The sequence below is a fragment of the Paenibacillus sp. 481 genome, from assembly GCF_021223605.1.
Lineage (GTDB): Bacteria > Bacillota > Bacilli > Paenibacillales > Paenibacillaceae > Paenibacillus_B.
Genome location: NZ_CP075175.1, coordinates 201,645 through 217,181, shown reverse-complemented (window position 1 = coordinate 217,181; position 15,537 = coordinate 201,645). Strand labels below are relative to the sequence as shown.

Annotated in this window: 15 protein-coding genes, 1 pseudogene and 1 CRISPR repeat array; of the genes and pseudogenes, 13 read left to right on the top strand and 3 right to left on the bottom strand. The window is 41.9% G+C overall.

Going from position 1 to position 15,537, the window contains the following annotated elements; genetic code table 11:
- Positions 1-151: 151 nt before the first annotated feature.
- From KIK04_RS00820 to KIK04_RS00795, 6 genes and pseudogenes are all read left to right on the top strand, one after another.
- A complete protein-coding gene (locus KIK04_RS00820) occupies positions 152-469 on the top strand; it encodes a hypothetical protein (protein WP_232276469.1) in 318 nt (105 codons plus the stop codon).
- 83 nt (positions 470-552) lie between these two features.
- Positions 553-666: pseudogene (locus KIK04_RS24360) on the top strand (RHS repeat-associated core domain-containing protein); the annotation flags it as partial.
- A 650-nt stretch (positions 667-1,316) separates the two neighbouring features.
- Positions 1,317-1,640, top strand: coding sequence for a hypothetical protein (locus tag KIK04_RS00810; RefSeq protein WP_232276467.1), 324 nt, complete (start codon positions 1,317-1,319; stop codon positions 1,638-1,640).
- 158 nt (positions 1,641-1,798) lie between these two features.
- Entirely contained in the window at positions 1,799-2,125 is a 327-nt protein-coding gene (locus KIK04_RS00805; RefSeq protein ID WP_232276466.1) for a hypothetical protein, read from the top strand.
- Between the two features lie 175 nt (positions 2,126-2,300).
- A complete protein-coding gene (locus tag KIK04_RS00800) occupies positions 2,301-2,558 on the top strand; it encodes a hypothetical protein (RefSeq protein ID WP_232276465.1) in 258 nt (85 codons plus the stop codon).
- A 380-nt stretch (positions 2,559-2,938) separates the two neighbouring features.
- Complete coding sequence (locus KIK04_RS00795; protein ID WP_232276464.1) at positions 2,939-3,226, top strand: SMI1/KNR4 family protein; 288 nt, start codon at positions 2,939-2,941, stop codon at positions 3,224-3,226.
- A gap of 587 nt (positions 3,227-3,813) precedes the next feature.
- Positions 3,814-4,772: a CRISPR direct-repeat array (repeat unit 32 nt; unit sequence GTCGCTCTCTATGTGAGAGCGTGGATTGAAAC).
- Positions 4,773-5,326: 554 nt separating this feature from the next.
- On the opposite strand, the gene KIK04_RS00790 is transcribed toward KIK04_RS00795, so the two are convergent.
- Positions 5,327-6,028, bottom strand: coding sequence for a DsbA family oxidoreductase (locus KIK04_RS00790; RefSeq protein WP_232276463.1), 702 nt, complete (start codon positions 6,026-6,028; stop codon positions 5,327-5,329).
- A 117-nt stretch (positions 6,029-6,145) separates the two neighbouring features.
- Between KIK04_RS00790 and KIK04_RS00785 the strand changes: the two genes are divergently transcribed.
- Genes KIK04_RS00785 through KIK04_RS00775 form a run of 3 tightly spaced genes read left to right on the top strand, consistent with a single transcriptional unit; the run spans position 6,146 to position 9,227 of the window.
- On the top strand, positions 6,146-6,733 hold the full coding sequence (locus KIK04_RS00785; protein ID WP_232276462.1) for a TetR/AcrR family transcriptional regulator: 588 nt from the start codon (positions 6,146-6,148) through the stop codon (positions 6,731-6,733).
- Positions 6,734-6,753: 20 nt separating this feature from the next.
- Positions 6,754-7,440, top strand: a complete 687-nt coding sequence (locus KIK04_RS00780; RefSeq protein WP_232276461.1) for a hypothetical protein — start codon at positions 6,754-6,756, stop codon at positions 7,438-7,440.
- A 17-nt stretch (positions 7,441-7,457) separates the two neighbouring features.
- Entirely contained in the window at positions 7,458-9,227 is a 1,770-nt protein-coding gene (locus KIK04_RS00775; RefSeq protein WP_232276460.1) for a hypothetical protein, read from the top strand.
- Between the two features lie 128 nt (positions 9,228-9,355).
- On the opposite strand, the gene KIK04_RS00770 is transcribed toward KIK04_RS00775, so the two are convergent.
- Complete coding sequence (locus KIK04_RS00770) at positions 9,356-9,937, bottom strand: TetR/AcrR family transcriptional regulator (protein ID WP_232278895.1); 582 nt, start codon at positions 9,935-9,937, stop codon at positions 9,356-9,358.
- Positions 9,938-10,217: 280 nt separating this feature from the next.
- Here KIK04_RS00770 and KIK04_RS00765 point away from each other — a divergent pair, with 280 nt between their 5' ends.
- The 4 genes from KIK04_RS00765 (at position 10,218) to KIK04_RS00750 (ending at position 14,484) form a co-directional block, all read left to right on the top strand.
- Complete coding sequence (locus KIK04_RS00765; protein WP_442951125.1) at positions 10,218-11,495, top strand: MFS transporter; 1,278 nt, start codon at positions 10,218-10,220, stop codon at positions 11,493-11,495.
- 169 nt (positions 11,496-11,664) lie between these two features.
- Positions 11,665-12,726: an LLM class flavin-dependent oxidoreductase gene (locus KIK04_RS00760; RefSeq protein ID WP_232276459.1), complete on the top strand. Its 1,062-nt coding sequence runs from the start codon at positions 11,665-11,667 to the stop codon at positions 12,724-12,726.
- A 70-nt stretch (positions 12,727-12,796) separates the two neighbouring features.
- Positions 12,797-13,735 carry an alpha/beta hydrolase gene (locus KIK04_RS00755; RefSeq protein WP_232276458.1) on the top strand — a complete coding sequence of 313 codons (939 nt, stop codon included), beginning with the start codon at positions 12,797-12,799 and terminating at the stop codon, positions 13,733-13,735.
- Positions 13,736-13,977: 242 nt separating this feature from the next.
- Entirely contained in the window at positions 13,978-14,484 is a 507-nt protein-coding gene (locus KIK04_RS00750; protein WP_232276457.1) for a DUF1579 family protein, read from the top strand.
- 128 nt (positions 14,485-14,612) lie between these two features.
- On the opposite strand, the gene KIK04_RS00745 is transcribed toward KIK04_RS00750, so the two are convergent.
- On the bottom strand, positions 14,613-15,248 hold the full coding sequence (locus KIK04_RS00745) for a TetR/AcrR family transcriptional regulator (protein ID WP_232276456.1): 636 nt from the start codon (positions 15,246-15,248) through the stop codon (positions 14,613-14,615).
- Between the last annotated feature and the right edge of the window lie 289 nt (positions 15,249-15,537).

The window sequence follows — 15,537 nt, the reverse complement described above, 5'->3', positions numbered from 1 at the left end:
ATATTCAATTATTTAACGTGTATTCTAAAATCGTATATGAGGTACATGATGGAAGTTATATGAATAATTAGGTGCGTGATTTTGAAGAGATAGATCACAAATATTTAATACATGGGCATATCTCACAATCTGCGATAACGGGGTTCGTACAATGAAAGAAAATAACCTTCTTTGTAATCTGGAAAAAGAAATCAGTCAGGTAATAAAAGTGATACTTTTAGATTTAAGACCTGAAAAAAAAGTAGAGGAAGAAAAGTTCAAACAGCTCTACAGCAAACTTGATGAATATAAAAAACAGATCAGTGGTGCCGAGCAAATACAGCGTTCAATTGCGACAAAGATATTTTACTTATTTAGCACTATGGTTGTAGAAGCGAAATATACTAATTATGACGACGAGATAATGAAAGAAGTTTTTCGATTAAGAGTTTATCTTTTAAGCTTTTTTGATGAAGATTCATTTGGATAAGAATAATTTGTGAGTTGCAATTATTTTATACCACATGTGAGTTCAACTTCTTGTGGTATTTTTTGATGTTTAATAGACTTACAGGACGTTTTATAAACTAGGATACGTATGAAGGTAAGCTAGGTAATCCTCTGTCATTGAATCTTTATGCTTATGTAATGAACAATCCGCTGAAGTATATTGATCCTTCGGGGCATGAAGCAGCGCTCAAGATTGATTGGCGTCAATTTCAACGAGAAAGTTTTCGAGTAATTGAAGGTGGGGCAAAAGGAGGAAGCAAGGGAGGTAGAGCGGGCGGTTTCCTTGGTGGTGTTCTAGGGGGATTTTTTGGGTCGTTGTTTAACCCAAGTCCAGCTGGGGAGAGCCAACAAGATATTAATAAAGATTTTTCTAAAATAAGTAAATTACCGTTATTATCACTACAAAGTGCTGAGAAGTATAGAAAGGATAAAACGGGGAGATATGTGTATCGAGCTTTGAATACAACGGATATGGGGAACTTAATGCAGGGTAAGGGAATACTATCTAAGCATAGAATCCCAAATATAGAATGGACCTTGCTTCAGCATATTACTTATACTAAGTCATCGTCTGGTGAAGGTAGGTCAATTGGATTTGATCCATGGATATCGACAACTAGGAACTTAGATTATGCAATGAAGCTAAATACAGTAGGTGATAAAAGGGGGGTTGTAGTAATAGATATTACAAAAGCAACCTCACGGCGTGAGGATCCATTCTTCGTATTTGATGGAGTTAATGAATATGCATCTGCTCTTGCAACTGGTGAAGAAGAATTGTCTTTTTATCAGTATATAAACCAATCTGCGATACAGGGGTATTTACCATGAATGAAGAACGAATAACTGAATTGGAAGGTATTCTTTATAAGCACATGATACTGTTTTTTCCGCATTTAAGAGTTCATAAAGAAGTATTAATGGATGAGCTCACAGCAATATCCCATTGTTTAAAAAAATTGTTTCCTTTAATCCATGGTCAAAAATATGTACAAAGAAGCCTAGTGGAAAAATTATTTTTGTTATATACAACACTGCAGGCTGAATCTGGCTATTTATCTAGTGAGGAATCTGCTAGAAGTAGTGAGTTAATTATTAGAGTACTGAATGAAGTTTGCGATATTATTAGTATCGAAAGCAGATATATGTAGTAAGGCTGTTGGATTGACAAAGATCTTGTGTATTTACCACATGCGTATTTTTAGGTGCATGTGGTTTCTTTTTTTCACTAATAGGATACGATTGCTGGTGAAGAAGAGCTGTCTTTTTATCAGTATATACACCAATTTGCGATAAAGGGGTATTTACCATGAATGAAGAACGTATAACCGAATTGGAAGGGATTCTTAAGAAGAATATGATTCCATTTTTTCCGCATTTAAGAGTTCATGGTGAAGTATTAATGGATGAACTTACAGCAATATCTGAATGTTTAAAGGAGTTATTTCATTTAATCCATGGTCAAGAATATGTAAAAAGGAGCCTAGTGGAGAGACTATTTTATCTATATACAACACTTCAGGCTGGATCTGGCTATCTATCTGAAGAAGAATCGGCTAAAAGTGATGAACTAATTATTAGAGTGTTGAATGAGGTTCGCGATATTATTAGTATCGAAAGTAGGTATATGAAGTAGTGTTGTTGAATTGACAAAGCCCTTGAGCATTTACCACATGCGTATTTTTAGATGCATGTGGTTTCTTTTTACTCTACGACAGTACGCTTTATAAACTAGGATACATATGAAGGGGAGATTTATCAGACCTGACCAGTCTGAAAAAATTAAAAGATCAAAAAAGAGGAGATAACACATGCCCGAAGAGATTGATGGAGCAAAAATAATAAAACGCACATGTCCGGGTAGCTTTGGATATGTTGAGTGGGAAAGTGGTGAAGAAAAAGAAATAAAAGTCCTAGCCATTTGTAATTACGATGACCAAGAAGAATGTTATCTATTTGCATGTGACGAACAGTTTAATGTGTTGGGAGATACACTGCACGCCTCCATTAATGAAGCAATGGAGGCTGCTTTACAACTATACGAACAAGAAAAAATTGAATGGCTATAGGTTAAATATAATAAAAAGAAACCTTGATTGCGTATACCTTTCAGGGTTTCTTTTTATTAATAATAATACTTATTAGCGTTTGCGTAAGACCTATTAAGAAATATTTGGCAGAAGATACCTTGCAATAAAAGTGAACTGTAACCCGTAAGGGGTTGCTTTTTTCCAGTGTCCATATTAAGGGTTGCAGTTCATCCAATGAATACAAATTACAAAAAAATACATGTATATTTGTGATAAGTACACACATTTAGAGCACAGCAGGTCTTTACGCTGTGATTTTGTAACTTGGCTTGATAGATTTATCATGTGCAATGTTCATACATTTTGGAGGTGGGGAGCAGTTAGGGATTAACTAATTTCCTGTTTAAGGGGGGATCGAATTGGAAAACGAAAAACTAGTACAAATAATTAGTGCAATTCATACTCAACTTGCGAAAAATCCTTTTGTGTACACATCAGAAGGTAAATTATATGAGTCTGTAGGTATCTGGAATCATCCAGCAACCGAGAATGAGATCGATCAATTTTTTGAAAGCAAAGGTTGGCTTGTACCTTCTGACTTCAAACATTTTTTAATGATTCATAATGGATGTACGATGTTTTCACATGCTGATGCAGGCGGAGGAACGCAAATTTTAAGTCTTGAGCAAATTGATCTTATTAAGTGAGAGATTGATGGGCTTCCGGATAGTTGGTATCCTATTGCATGCACAGATATCGTAGTCGGTGGAATTTACATTGACTCAGAAAATATAAGAGGAATGAGTTCCTCTATATTTATTTTCTGAATGCAATGCTTCATATTGAAGAGGCGATACCAATCAGACTTGACTTTACAACGTGGTTATGCCGACTGATTTTGTGCCAAGGTGATGAATATTGGGTCTGGGATTACTACGACAAGCTGGAGTTTAAATAAAAATTGGCGAGATTAAAGCTTCCATATCTTGATTTTAGACGCATGACAAAAAAGATGAGGCCTAGTTATGATGATAAATTTGAACTACAATATGATCATATAAACTTTTAGTCAGAGTTGTTGCGATTAAGCTGTCAAAAGCCTGTATGATAAATGGGAAAAGGTTTGAGGTGCGAATGTGAAGCTCACATGAAATCCCTGGGGGATTCGCACCAGCGTAGTGGCGCGGGTTGAGGGGATTTTAGTTCTGTTTTTATTGAAAAAATGGCTGCTAAAAATGAGATTCGCACTTTTGAGGCCGCGAGGCCTTATGTACTGCGGGCTAAAAGTGCCGCTGTCGCTCTCTATGTGAGAGCGTGGATTGAAACAAAAATCACCGGAGCCAAACAGTTAAGTTTTCGGGTCGCTCTCTATGTGAGAGCGTGGATTGAAACTGTAAATGCTGAAGTGGCGACCGAAATCCAAAAACGTCGCTCTCTATGTGAGAGCGTGGATTGAAACGAAAAAAATAATGAAAATGCGGTGTACATGGACAGTCGCTCTCTATGTGAGAGCGTGGATTGAAACATACTCACCTTTGGTTGGCACACACTCCCAGCCAGTCGCTCTCTATGTGAGAGCGTGGATTGAAACCTCGCGCTTGCCACCATTTAGCACCCAAACCGGAGTCGCTCTCTATGTGAGAGCGTGGATTGAAACCACTTCTTTCTGAAGTTTCTTGCCGAAATCTCCATGTCGCTCTCTATCTGAGAGCGTGGATTGAAACCACCAAGTAGTTTTAAATCGGCTTCTATCGCTGCAGTCGCTCTCTATGTGAGAGCGTGGATTGAAACTTCTCTCCCCTTGCCCGTAGGCTTAATTAATCTTGTCGCTCTCTATGTGAGAGCGTGGATTGAAACCCAAATGCGGCCAACGTCTTCCATTGCTCTGTAAAAGTCGCTCTCTATGTGAGAGCGTGGATTGAAACGACGTAGTGAGTTGGTTCCTTGTACGTGCCTTTGTCGCTCTCTATGTGAGGGCGTGGATTGAAACTGTTTTTGTCATACGCATCCAACATGATTTGTTCGTCGCTCTCTATGTGAGGGCGTGGATTGAAACATGGTGCGGTGAAATCTGTAAGGAGCTGCGTAGGTCGCTCTCAATGTGAGGGCGTGGATTGAAACACTCGCGATCGCTGGCGGCCACAATGGCACATCTGTCGCTCTCCATGTGAGAGCGCGGATTGAAACATCTCGATATTGAGTAGCGTCAATAATCGTAATCGTCGCTCTCTATGCGATGGCGTGTATTGAAACGCCGTTTCCGTTGTGCGTATTGGATCATAATGGGGAGCTCTCCATGTGAAGTCCCTTTTTCAACCATAAATTACACTCAGCAAATCAGACACAGCAGAAACGTATATACGCAAATTGAATACAGCTTTGAGCTGCAAAGATTCCCTCTAAAATAGCGCAATGAGATAAAATATGGATTATCAATAAGAATGCCGATGGAAAAATCGAATAAATATGTGAATTTGGTGTTTATTCGAGAGCAGGTGGGGGCGTGGCGCGTAATACGACACCTTTGGAGAGCTAATCCAGCAATATCGGCAAATATCGGCGCAAAGCTGATATAACTCTCACACAATTGGGAAGGCCAAACTTGTACCATGCGGGAAGCCCGAATGATGTCAGATTAGCGCTGATCATTGCGAAGTGGCTGAGTAGACCGAATAGACCGAAGAGAACAGCTAAAAGCGATTCGTCTGCGTGGAAAGCAAATGGTGGTTGTAGCTAGCTTAGCTATCCAGAGGCTCATACGAGCCTCTGCGCTTTAATCTAGCCTAAAATGATTAATTCATCATTTGTTAATTACATTGGCCATCCGAACAGGTTGCGCCACTATTGCCAACGATCTTAATTGATTTTGTTAATCCTGCTTCAGACGCTGCTTTTTCAATCGTTTGTTCAAATAAGCTTTGAGGTTGTGCACCTGAAATGCCGTAATTATTATTAATTACAAAGAACGGCACACCGCGAACTCCAATTTGTTGAGCTGCATATATGTCTTGTTCAACTTGATTTTCATAAAGATTTGTGGCCATCATTTGCTCTACATTTTCCATATTCAATCCTAATTCCAATGCAATTTCCTTTAGTACTTGAGGCTGACCAATCGCCTTATTTTCAGTAAAATACGCTTGCATAAGACGCTCATTATACGCGCTGTCTTTTCCTTCCTCTTTTGCAAGCTTCGCTAAGCGATGTGCTAAATTCGTGTTTGCTGCCAGCATGTTATCAAAATGGTATTCAAGTCCCACTTCCGCCGCGCGTGCCGCAACACTAACCGTCATCTTTTTAACTTCTGCTTCACTCATACTGTATTTACGTTCCAACACGGCGTACATTAACTCGTTCGTGTCTGTTGGGGTAGTCGGATCTAATTCAAAGCTTTTATATTCTACTTCAATTTGATCTTCATAGCCCGAGTCTTGGATAGCCTTTTCAAGCTGACGTTTACCGATATAGCAAAATGGACATACATAATCTGACCATACTTCAATTTTCATAAAGTTGAACCACCTTTTGTGCTATACTAAACCAACGAATGTTGCTTTAATATTATTTTATACACAATAAATTTAAGATACAACCAACAATATGAGCGATATGTTGCGATTAGCAAAATGAATCCCATCGCAGTCATTGTAGGAAAGGTGAGCAAAATGAGTGCGAAAGTAGGCAATCTACGTCATACGAGGACAAGAAAATCATTAATTGATGCTTTTATTGAATTAGCAAGTGAAAAGGATTTTGAGAAAATTACTGTACTTGATTTAACGGAACGAGCTTCGGTTAATCGAGCTACTTTTTATGCTCATTTTCAAGACAAGGTTGACCTTATTGACGCGGTTATTAGCGATTCAGCGACATCGATGCTCGAGAAGCGCACAGAAGAGAGGGTGCAATTCAATGTGCAATTCCTACAGCAACTTGTGTTGGCTGTTTGCGACTATCATCAACATTTAAAGGGGCAGTGTAAACGGAGTTATATGAGTATCGCTCCCTTATTAAAGGAAAAAATGTTAGAAGCGTTACAGTTATATCTGACTAAGAGTTTAGCCGACATCTATACGGAGTCGGAGCGTCAGTTATACGTACCTATATATGCAGCTATATTGTATGAAGCGGGACATTTATGGGGAACGGAGCAAGTCGCATATAATAGTCGTGAACTTGCCGAAAGAACAGCTAAATTAATCTTACCCTATTAGAAGGAGGCATCTGGGTAGACATGAAGTCGAAAGTTATTCTTTTTACGATAATGATTAGCTTGCTAGGACTCTTAACTGCTACCCTAACACCTACCAAGACCAAGCTAGAACGCTCGGATGCGAGTAAGCCGTCAATCAACACCACGACATCCAATAAAACGTGGCATGAAGTGAAGCCTTATTTTAGGGAGGTGCCCAAAGCCGAAGCACGCTATGAGGTGTCGAATCTAATCACGATTGATTATCCTTTAGCGAATAGAAGAAGTGAACCTTACGGTGAAAGTACATTGCACCATCAATTTGCGACGGTAGCCCAGTTTACCAAAACACCGTTTTGGCGGGATGATGAAGTTGTCTTTAAAGGGGAGTCCAGAGGGTTCTGGGATACGCCTCCTGCATATGCAAATTACCCCATAACGTTGGCTAGAAGCGACCAATTCGGCATCACTTATTTAGGTTCGTCAGCCCGTTTTCATGTAACGCCGACCCCAGTTCCCACTACGGATGTGACCATTACAGCAGGTGACAAAGAAGTGACTTTAACTTATGCACAAACCAATCGAAATTACTCCGCTTCCTCCTACAGTCAAATACATGCTAAAGCTTACAAAATAACGAGCGTAAATCAAACATCAAGCACAACTGTCCTATACGGGGTTAGTACGATTATGACATCGGTCTCTGATAGCCGATCCGTATACCACTAAGAGCGGAAGGGGTTAGGATGAAAAGGGTATTTTATATAAGTAGTGCCGCATGTATAGGCGCATTATTATTCTTTGCGACCGGAATTTCTCACCGTTCACCGGACACCACGTCAATTCGTCCTCACCACGAACTTACTGTTGATCTGCACAACATAGTCACTCATTCATACTACGAGAATCCCAATTATAGTCTGTTCAGTTCTGTCTCCATGACGAAGGAAAATCCTGATTTGTATACGCTATATTGGACGATAAAAATGATAAACCTTCGGGATAACAAGATGCTTGCTGAGCAGCGTGTACTACTAACCAAGCATCTAAGAGAAATAAACAAGAACGCTACTAACTTTGACTTCAATCAATTGATGATGCTAATGGAGTTAAATAATCAATTTAACATAACGGACAATGTGGACTACGCCTACAACTACCTTGTGCAACGGTATGACAGCAAGGAGGGATTGTTTATGTGGAGTAAACAGGAAGATTCCCTTCAATTGAAAATGGCTGCCACGTACAATGCCATAACATTATGCAAAGCGATCACATGTCAGTTTGATTTTTCAAAAGTGAAGGCCAAGCTAGTTAAGCTACTAGCAACAAAAAAGCTTAGTGACAACGTACATGAAGCTTTCCAGACTGAACTCATTTATCTCAAATTACTTCACGAATTAGAGTACCCATTTAATACGAATGCGAAGTTAAATAGCAATTTAATGGATTGGTTAATGACAATCAACGAGCAAGTAAGTCGACTAGATAACCAACTGCAATCCGTAATCCTATTGTCTTATCTCGATGAAATCAATCATCTATTTGGTACGAACAACCATGCTGACGAAATTGGAAAAATGCTGGAATCGCTTGACCCAAGCGTGATATATAATGGCATGATTATCGAACCGCAAATTTATTATGTATATACGAAGCTCTTACATGGAAGGATGATGGAAATTGACGATGACGCAATCGATACATATATAAAGACACAGATTTCAAGTGATTTTAAACGCAACTCCACCCCCAATATCAACTACGCACATAATTACTATGGAGTTCTTTTAGCAACTGAATACGCCAGAATCCATTTTAATAAACAAAAGATGATGAACTTGCTATCCGATAAATTAACCGATGTTCAATATTTGCAAGACATGTCTATCGAGGAACTCTATTATTTTTATCTTACGAACAAGCAACTTAACAACAACACACACCAAGTAACTCATATGCTAAAAGAACGATTTTTAACCAAGCTCTCCGCATACAACTCGAGCATTCCACGAAATGAAGCGTTTAGAGCTTCCCATTTGCTGTCACTTTCGTACGTGTTTTTTAAAAGCGAACATTTGCTCGACACCGGCTATATTCAAACCGTTAAACCGATCGTGAGTCACTTGTTACATGCAGAGATGATCACCAACTCGGACATTATTTTTGATATTGTAGAATTGAGTAGGTTTATTTCTGCTACAGATGAGAAGACGCTAATGGCACTCGTGAACCATGCTTTGGCTTCTTTGTTTGATTCTCGTAATGGAGGGTTCAAAAAGATAAATGAGGGAACGAACGAGAGTGATGTTGGAACAACGCATAAAATCGTTACGTATTTGTTAAAGCATTATAGCTACCACGATATCAATCAAACATACAAAATTAACGATTTTATAGCCAAAATCTCTAAAATAGGGCGCTTTGTGCTTATGCCATCGCATAACAGCACTGATTTACGTACGATGTATGACGCTATGCAGCTAGCCCATTATGCTGAAAGTCAAAAGGAATGATAGAAAAGGGAAAAGTGCTGGCCGTACCGATAGCTGGTACCTGTGGAATGATAGGCACCAGCTTAGGGGGTGAGAACCGTTTAGACTGTGAACAAGACCATGAGCAAGACCGTGAACAGTGTCTCGAATTACTTCAACAAGGTCAGCGTTACATCGATCGTATTTTGAACAAATGATCGATTCGGACGAGCTTTCAAAATGACGGATAGTCCAATTAGCGATGTGATTAACGCTTGTGCTAAAGCTTTTGTGTCGAGATCGGTCTTGAGCTCACCGGATTGTACACCTCGTTCAATCGTTTCTTGAAAAATGACCGCTAGGTACATTTGATGTTCCCTTGTAAGAACCTCGAATTTCTCATCATGAGGCGCAAGTTCGACCATGGTGTTAATACAAAAGCATCCGCGGCTGCGACTTTCTGCATATTGTTCAGCAACCACATCTTCAAAAAAAGCGCGAAATGCTTCTTTTACCGATGGATAATGTTGAAGCTTGGTTCGTATCTCGGCAGCCCGGGACATCGTGTATGTGCGCAGCGCGGCTTCAAACAATTCTTTCTTGTCTCCAAAGGCTGAGTATATGCTGGGCCGTGTAATTCCCATTCTAGAAGTTAAATCGCTTAATGAGGTTGCCTCATAGCCCTTCTCCCAAAATAGCTGCATAGCGGCATCTAGTACTTTTTCTTCGTCAAATTCGCGAGTTCTTGCCATCATAAATTCCTCTCGTTACGCTTAATTTTCCTCTTTATGTCCTTCTTTATTTTCGTACCAAACAGTACGTTATTATTTTATAATTAGCCGTTTATTTTGTCAAATGAAAGCGAGTAAACTTTGAAGAGTAAAGTTTGATTACGAGGATGCGACGAGTGAGCTCTAAAATTATGATTGACAATAATCGGATCGGCGCGTTATATTTGCTGAGCGAAATAACATACCGATCAGTACGTTATTTTGATCGACAATAAACAGGAATGGAGGCAAGATGCTCAAAATGGAAGAGGTTATACAAAAAGATACAGCCCGTGCCGATCAAAAGGCGAATGTGCCACAGGGGGCGTTGGTTACAACCGACTCCAGTCATAGTTCTGTTATGTCTCGCTATGTGACACTATTGTTTGCGATTGCCTGCGGGATGTCGGTTGCGAATATATACTTCGCACAACCCTTGCTCGATCATTTATCGAGGGAGTTCGGTATTGATCATGCCATCATTGGCATTCTGATTACGATTACGCAGATTTTTTATGGCTTGGGCTTGTTTCTACTCGTGCCGCTTGGTGATTTACTGAACCAGCGCCGCTTGATTATCGGTCAGATGTTACTATCCATGATAGCGCTAGTTATAGTAGGGACTGCCTCCACCAGTACGATTCTATTTGCAGGTATGGCTTTGGTAGGGCTGCTTGCCGTTGTCACACAGACTCTTGTGGCGTTCGCAGCGACAATGGCTGATCCTGCCGAACGAGGTCGTGTCGTAGGTGTCGTAACAAGTGGAATCGTTATCGGCATACTGCTTGCGCGAACCATATCAGGCGTATTAACCGATCTTGCGGGTTGGCGTTCTGTATATCTAGTCTCGGCTGCGGTCCTGTTGCTTATGGTGGGGGCTTTATGGAGAGTGTTGCCTAATGTTGAGCGTAAAATAACATCATTGTCCTACCCTCAGCTACTTAGGTCGGTGTTGATGTTGATTGCACAAGAACGAATATTACGTATCCGCGCTATGTTGGCCCTGCTCATTTTTGCGGCTTTCAACATTTTGTGGACGCCATTAGTCCTACCGCTTAGCGCGCCGCCCATATCATTATCGCACACTGCAATTGGGGCGTTTGGTTTCGTGGGAGTTGTCGGAGCGTTGGCGGCAGCAAGGGCGGGCAAGTTGGCAGATCGCGGATACGGACAGCGAACGACGGGCGTAGCATTATCCTTGTTATTGCTATCATGGTTGTTCATCAGTTATACCGAACAGTCGTTGTTCGCATTGATCGTGGGCATTATTTTGCTAGACTTGGCGGTGCAGGCCGTGCATGTCACGAATCAAAGTATGATCTTCACCTTGCATGCGGAGGCGCGTAGTCGGCTTACTGCGGGGTACATGATGTTCTACTCCATCGGCAGTGCGGCTGGTTCTATTACTTCGACCTACGTATATGCCCATTATGGATGGAGTGGGGTATGTTTGCTCGGGGCATTGGTGAGCGCTTTAGCACTTCTGTTGTGGGCGATGACCAGCCGCGTTACGGCTAATAAGGCTACTACTGCTGCATAACGTCAAATGGTTGATAGAAGATAGTTAATAGCTAATAGCTAATAGCTAATAGCTAATAGCTAATAGTTGATAGTTGGCAAATGTCTCGAATTAAAGATTTATGAAATTGAAGTGATTTGAATAGTAGAGCTGCTGACATAGAAAAATGTTGAAAGAGGAGAGATTGACCGTGGAAATAGGAATTACTTCGTTTGTAGATACAAAGCCGGATGTTCACACTGGTGAAGTGATCAGTCACGCACAGCGATTGCGTGAAGTAGTAGAGGAGATTATTCTTGCCGACCAGGTGGGGCTAGATGTGTTTGGCGTAGGTGAGCATCACCGGGAGGATTATGCGGCCTCTTCACCAGCAGTTGTGCTGGCTGCGGCTGCAACACAGACGAAACGGATTCGGTTGACCAGTGCAGTGACTGTGCTTTCTTCAGCTGATCCTGTGCGCGTGTTTCAGGATTTTGCTACGCTCGACGGCCTTTCAAATGGGCGAGCCGAGATTATGGCGGGTAGGGGTTCTTTTATCGAGTCGTTTCCGTTGTTTGGCTATGATTTGAAAGACTATGAAGAGCTGTTTGAGGAGCATTTGGAATTGCTTCTGAAAATACGAGCGTCTGAAAAAGTAACCTGGGAAGGCGGGCATCGACCAGCAATTAACGATAAGGGCGTATATCCGCGGCCTGTTCAGAATCCTTTACCCGTATGGGTTGGCAGTGGAGGCAATCAGGAATCTGCGATCCGTGCAGGTCTGCTAGGACTGCCGTTGATGTTGGCGATCATTGGTGGAAATCCCCTACATTTCGAACCACTCGTGCAGTTGTATAAGAAAGCGGCAGCACACGCTGGTCATGACGAATCGCAGCTGAAGGTGGGAGCGCATTCGATCGGATTTATCGCAGAGGATACGGAACTAGCGGCTGATACCTTTTTTCCATCTACTCAGTATGGGATGAATAAACTTGGCAAGGAGCGGGGCTGGTCGCATTATAGCCGTGCTAGCTTTGATGCCGCGCGCAGCTTTGATGGTGCGCTGTACGTTGGTGATCCGGAAACGGTTGCTCAGAAGATCATTCATCTTCGTAAACATGTAGGAGTTACACGCTTTATGATGTATGTCCCGTTAAGCACGATGCCGCATCATCAAGTGATGAGAGCTATTGAGTTGCTAGGAACTGAGGTAGCACCTCGGGTTCGTGAAGAAATAGCGAAGTGGGAAGCGGAGACGGAACATGGAGCATAAATCAATGGTGATGAATAAAACTGCACTGGAATCGGATACGAAAGTACATTCAATTATTGGAGGGATTCACATGGATTTTGAAAGTCGAGTATTGCCACAACTAAGGTCGGTATTAGCACAATTTCCTGGTTTTCAATTAGAGGAAAATATAGAGTGGAGCAGGAGCTTGTTATCGAATCCTCCTATTGAGAAGTCGGAGCACGTACATACAACAAGCCGGATGATTCCGGGCGCAGCAGGTGAGATGCTGGTCAAAATTTATGAGCCTGCCCAGCGAACGGGCACGAAGCTTCCGGCCATGTTGTGGATACATGGGGGAGGTTATGTGTTGGGGCACCCCGATATGGATGATGCGTTGTGCGAACGTTTCGTACAGGCAGCGAATTGTATAGTCGTATCGGTCGATTATCGACTTGCGCCTGAGCATCCCTATCCAGCTGCTATCGATGACTGTTATGCCGGCTTGACGTGGATGACGGACGAAGCGGAGTCGCTGGGCATCGATGTGGGACGGATCGCGATTGCTGGTGCAAGCGGGGGCGGCGGACTGACCGCAGCGCTTGCTTTAATGGCTCGCGACAAAGGTGGGCCAGCGCTTATCTTCCAAATGCCGCTGTATCCGATGATCGATAATCGCAATGTGACGGCATCGAGCCATGAGATTACGGCTCAGAATGCAACGTGGAACCGGACGAACAATGTGGAGGCATGGCGGATGTACTTAGGCAAGCATAGCGACGACAGCGTGATTTCCCCCTATGCGGTGCCGGCGAGAGCGGATAGCTTGGCGGGGTTGCCGCCGACGTATACGTGTGTGGGCCAGCTCGATCTGTTTCGAGATGAAACGATCGAATATGTAACGCGCCTTGCACAGGCGGGCGTAGATGTCGAATTCCACCTGTATCCTGGCTGCTTCCACGTCTTTGAGGTGTTCGTTCCGCAAGCGGAAGTGAGCCAGCGCGCTAGCCAAAGCTATATCGATGCGATGGCGAGAGCGCTTAATCCATAACATAAATACAGGAGCTGTCTCCAAAGGTCTGAAATTATCTGGGAGATAGCTGCTTTTTTAATGTTGTTCGATTAGAGATTACTAGTTAAACGGATTTATGGCACAGACACGGTATCCGTTTCTCCATTTCAGAAATTAGCATTTCCTAAGAAAACGTACAACCTGTTGTATGCTAATAGTGTGTAATCAGATTTTATGTCATGAAGAACGGCAACGGTTAGGCTCGAAAGGAGTGAAAAATAGTGACAAATCATAATCATTCCCCTTCCTCGCAGCATCCTCTCACGCCAGATCCTACGCTCATGCGTTTAAATGTGTTCGTAGGCAAATGGAATACAGAAGGACTTATTAAGGAAGGGCCGTCTGGGGCTACAGTAAGATTGAAGGCAACCGATACTTACGAATGGTTACCGGGTGGCTTTTTTCTTATTCACCACGTCGATGGTTATATGGGGGACGCTGAGGTTAAAGCCATCGAGATCATCGGCTATGATGCTTCTAGCCAGACCTACACAACGCACTCTTTTGACAACCAAGGAATCAACAACACCTATCAAGCGAATTTGCTCGACGCCGTATGGTCAATCGTAGGAAAAACGGAACGTTTTACGGGTATGTTTAGTGATGACGGAACTACTTTAACGGGCAGCTGGGAGCGCTTAAGCGAGAATTCGAACTGGGTACCTTGGATGGATATCAAATTGACCAAGGTTATCGAGAGTGATCATGCAGGCGTCATATGGGACTAATGTAACAAAGGAATTCGTTGAGAATTCAATAAGAAAGGACCTCAATAAATAGGAGAGGTCCTTTTTTCGTCTTCAATGTAGCTAAGCGGCTTTTTCATGTACTTATGACTAAAGAGAACTAAAGAGAGCTAAGGCTTGCCAACCATGCCGTAAAAAAGCAGTGTAGTCAGGTCTTGCAACAACGTTGGGTTCGTCCGCGAGTAGAATTCAGGCTTAGTGGCAGCTTCTTTAAACATGGAAATGTACAGCATAATCGATTCTGTAGATAGATTGTTGTTGAGCGCGCCTTCTTGTCTCCCTTGCTCAATTAGCTTGTGCAATAAAGGGACTACCCGTTGGTAGTATAGCTCCATATAATATTGCTGCAATGGTTCATATTGTGTCAAAACCACTTCTAAAAATGACATACTGAACATTTTGGCAGCTTCGTTGCGCTGAAAGATAAGCGTTTCTATTTTAGTGGAAAAAGGGCTGTCCTCATCCACTAATTGTACAAATTGCACCATTTCTTGTTCAGCATAATGAATAAAAGATTGAATGAATAGCTCGTCTTTACTCCCAAAATAGTTATAAACGGTGACGGGAGAGACGTTAGCTTTTTTTGCAATTTGAGCCATACTAACCTTTTCTACACCATGCTCTGTAAAAAGGGAAAAGGCAACTGTACGGATAGTCGCTTTTTTACGCTCCGTTCTGCGCTGATAGCCGTCTAATTCGGTATTCATATTCGTGTTTGTATCCGTATCGTCCAAGTTTGAACTCATCTATTATCCACCTTTTCCCACAATCTATATAAAAAATATACTAAACATTTTGAAATCAAACAATGAATGTTGTACAAAATGTTGTTGAAATAGGGATTCTTATTCCTTATAATGGAATCAAGATTTATGTTTTGAATAATATTAATTCATTTTATTCATTTCATTGAAGGGTAAGGTGTAATCATTATGCCTGATCAAAAAAATAGTACCAATACGACCAACACCAGCGCCAGCACCTACACGAACACCAACACGAGCACCAACACCAACGCGAACACCAGCACTTCAT

Bases quoted from the DNA above. Each gene is read 5' to 3' on its own strand.
- KIK04_RS00765 (WP_442951125.1), top strand. From the start codon at position 10,218: ATGGAAGAGGTTATACAAAAAGATACAGCCCGTGCCGATCAAAAGGCG.
- KIK04_RS00800 (WP_232276465.1), top strand. From the start codon at position 2,301: ATGCCCGAAGAGATTGATGGAGCAAAAATAATAAAACGCACATGTCCG.
- KIK04_RS00775 (WP_232276460.1), top strand. From the start codon at position 7,458: ATGAAAAGGGTATTTTATATAAGTAGTGCCGCATGTATAGGCGCATTA.
- KIK04_RS00780 (WP_232276461.1), top strand. From the start codon at position 6,754: ATGAAGTCGAAAGTTATTCTTTTTACGATAATGATTAGCTTGCTAGGA.
- KIK04_RS00755 (WP_232276458.1), top strand. From the start codon at position 12,797: ATGGATTTTGAAAGTCGAGTATTGCCACAACTAAGGTCGGTATTAGCA.
- KIK04_RS00745 (WP_232276456.1), bottom strand. From the start codon at position 15,248: ATGAGTTCAAACTTGGACGATACGGATACAAACACGAATATGAATACC.
- KIK04_RS00790 (WP_232276463.1), bottom strand. From the start codon at position 6,028: ATGAAAATTGAAGTATGGTCAGATTATGTATGTCCATTTTGCTATATC.
- KIK04_RS00770 (WP_232278895.1), bottom strand. From the start codon at position 9,937: ATGGCAAGAACTCGCGAATTTGACGAAGAAAAAGTACTAGATGCCGCT.
- KIK04_RS00805 (WP_232276466.1), top strand. From the start codon at position 1,799: ATGAATGAAGAACGTATAACCGAATTGGAAGGGATTCTTAAGAAGAAT.
- KIK04_RS00785 (WP_232276462.1), top strand. From the start codon at position 6,146: ATGAATCCCATCGCAGTCATTGTAGGAAAGGTGAGCAAAATGAGTGCG.
- KIK04_RS00820 (WP_232276469.1), top strand. From the start codon at position 152: ATGAAAGAAAATAACCTTCTTTGTAATCTGGAAAAAGAAATCAGTCAG.
- KIK04_RS00810 (WP_232276467.1), top strand. From the start codon at position 1,317: ATGAATGAAGAACGAATAACTGAATTGGAAGGTATTCTTTATAAGCAC.